The sequence below is a fragment of the Acinetobacter sp. YK3 genome (genome assembly GCF_001729365.1).
GTDB lineage: Bacteria > Pseudomonadota > Gammaproteobacteria > Pseudomonadales > Moraxellaceae > Acinetobacter > Acinetobacter vivianii.
In genome coordinates, this window is sequence record NZ_LZPJ01000141.1 from 1 (window position 1) to 2111 (window position 2111).

The following is a 2111-nucleotide window of genomic DNA, read 5'->3' on the forward strand; positions in this document are numbered from 1 at the left end:
GATGTATTTAAAACATCTCATATTTTATTTATATTGAGTCGCTTCTAAATAATAATCTCAGTATAAAAATATAATGAGACGTTATTTAGAAGCGATACTGAAAATAGATGAACCTTGTCCTTTATTTTCCGCGCTTTAACTCACTAGAAAATTCTAGAACTATCGATGTATTGTTTAGAAATATGATTTAAGGCTGTGAGGATTGAAGCTGCATCCTCAGTGGCTAAAGCAGTACTGATTTCCTGCATATAATGAGTGAGTTGGGCTTTTACCTTGTTTGAAAAATCAGGGGTGACAGGTTGATCTTCATAGAGCAAAACATAGTTTTTTGTGAAACCATAAACCAGCAATAAAGCACAATGCTCCAGAGGGTTTTCGGCATTGATAATTGCCTGTTCACATTGGTTTTTTATTTGTTTGTAGGCATCCGTTCCATTTGGAAGTGTTTGAAAGGTTTCAAAGATCGTCTGGAAAGTCATTTGAATTACTCGCTCAAAAAGAAAATCTACAGATGAATCGAGTAGAAATCAAGTCATAATTTTATATTTAAATTAATTATTACAAAGTGCTCACATTTAATGGAGTCGGTAGTGATTTATTAAGATAAGAATGAACATTTTTATATTCTCATTCACAATTATTATTTTTAGATCACTGTTGAAAAAAATAGCGGAGTAACGTCGAAGTGATCTAAATTTCTTAACATTTCCGATACTAGCTATATACATGCGCTACAAATTAAAAAAAGCTTAAATGTGGGAAAATGGAAGAAATTATTTTATTTTTATTAGTTTAGGTGATGGTTGTGAAGAACATTTTATTACCCGGGATTTTCGCTTTTGCTTTGGTGGGCTGTACTTCGATAACAACCATGACACCCGCTCAATTTAATCAGTTAAGTGCTACCCAACTACCATTTTCAGGGAGTTGGTCAGGGGAAGCGGGTTCGTCGATGGCAGTCTTAAATCTGAATCGTCAGGGAAGTGGCGTATTGTGTCTGGACGATCGTAAGGAAGCGATGTCTTATAAAGTGAAGTTGGTCGATAATGTGCTTTATAGTGATCAAGGCGTGAAATTTAATGTGAAAGCATTAAATAATAGCAATGCAAAAATACGCGTGAGTCTGTTAGGGCTAGGGGTGACATTGGATCTGAATAAAGATGATCAGCTCAAGAATGTGACACCGCGTTGTAAGTCATTGGTCGCAGGTTCATAAGCGCGATATCTGATTTTTATGTTGATCGTTTTTAATATTTTCCGCTGATAACGAGAGTGCCATGTTTTCTCCTTATATTCATGCGTTTGCATTATTTTTCTCACTCTTAAATCCCTTCCTGATGAGTGTTTATATGGTAGGGATGATCCGCAATACGGATGCCAAGATATTTAGTAAGGCATTGATTCAGGGGAGTTTGATTGCTTTTGGGGTATTTATCCTGTTTGCATGGGGCGGCGAGAACATTTTTAGTCGCTATTTGAATGTGCGTTTTGAATCTTTTCAAATTTTTGGCGGTTTAATCTTTCTGGTCATTGGCTATCGTTATGTGTTTCAGGGCGCAGAAACCATTGGTGAAATGCGCGGTGCACCTGAGCATCTGGCGGGCACAATTGCGATGCCTTTTATGATCGGTCCAGGTACGATTAGTGCGGCGGTTGTAACTGGGGTGAGCGTACCTTTTACAGGCGCAATGGCGGTGATCGCATTAACCTTGATTTTGACATGTAGTATTCTCATCCTGATGAAATTTGGTCATGATCATCTTCGCTATAAACATGCCAAATATATTGACCGGTATTTTGATATCGTTGGTCGTTTATCTGCCTTGCTGATTGGTACGATTGCGATTGATATGATCGTGAATGGCGTAGTAGGACTGATTCGTTCAGCCAATCTAAGCTAAACCGCTTGAGACCTGAATTTCTGAAATTGGAGCTGTTTTTATGTGGGAGAGAATGTTAATCTCCCTTGTAGAAACAGCTTTAATGTCATTATTTTAAATGAATAAATAGACAGATCATAAAAATAATTGATGATGTTTTAGCATTTTGCGCATATTTTTATCTGCATGAATAAACGATAATAATGGGGTTGCATTCTTAATGAGCTCTTC

3 protein-coding genes are annotated in these 2111 nt (G+C 36.9%); 2 read left to right on the top strand and 1 reads right to left on the bottom strand.

The window, feature by feature from the left end; translation table 11 throughout:
• Positions 1-143: 143 nt before the first annotated feature.
• On the bottom strand, positions 144-479 hold the full coding sequence (locus tag A9Z07_RS16630; protein WP_005259112.1) for a hypothetical protein: 336 nt from the start codon (positions 477-479) through the stop codon (positions 144-146).
• A gap of 320 nt (positions 480-799) precedes the next feature.
• Here A9Z07_RS16630 and A9Z07_RS16635 point away from each other — a divergent pair, with 320 nt between their 5' ends.
• The gene (locus tag A9Z07_RS16635) at positions 800-1216 is read left to right on the top strand and encodes a J517_1871 family lipoprotein (RefSeq protein WP_069579902.1); all 417 of its coding nucleotides are present in this window, start codon (positions 800-802) and stop codon (positions 1214-1216) included.
• Between the two features lie 61 nt (positions 1217-1277).
• Positions 1278-1901 carry a MarC family protein gene (locus A9Z07_RS16640; protein WP_004770387.1) on the top strand — a complete coding sequence of 208 codons (624 nt, stop codon included), beginning with the start codon at positions 1278-1280 and terminating at the stop codon, positions 1899-1901.
• Positions 1902-2111: the final 210 nt, after the last annotated feature.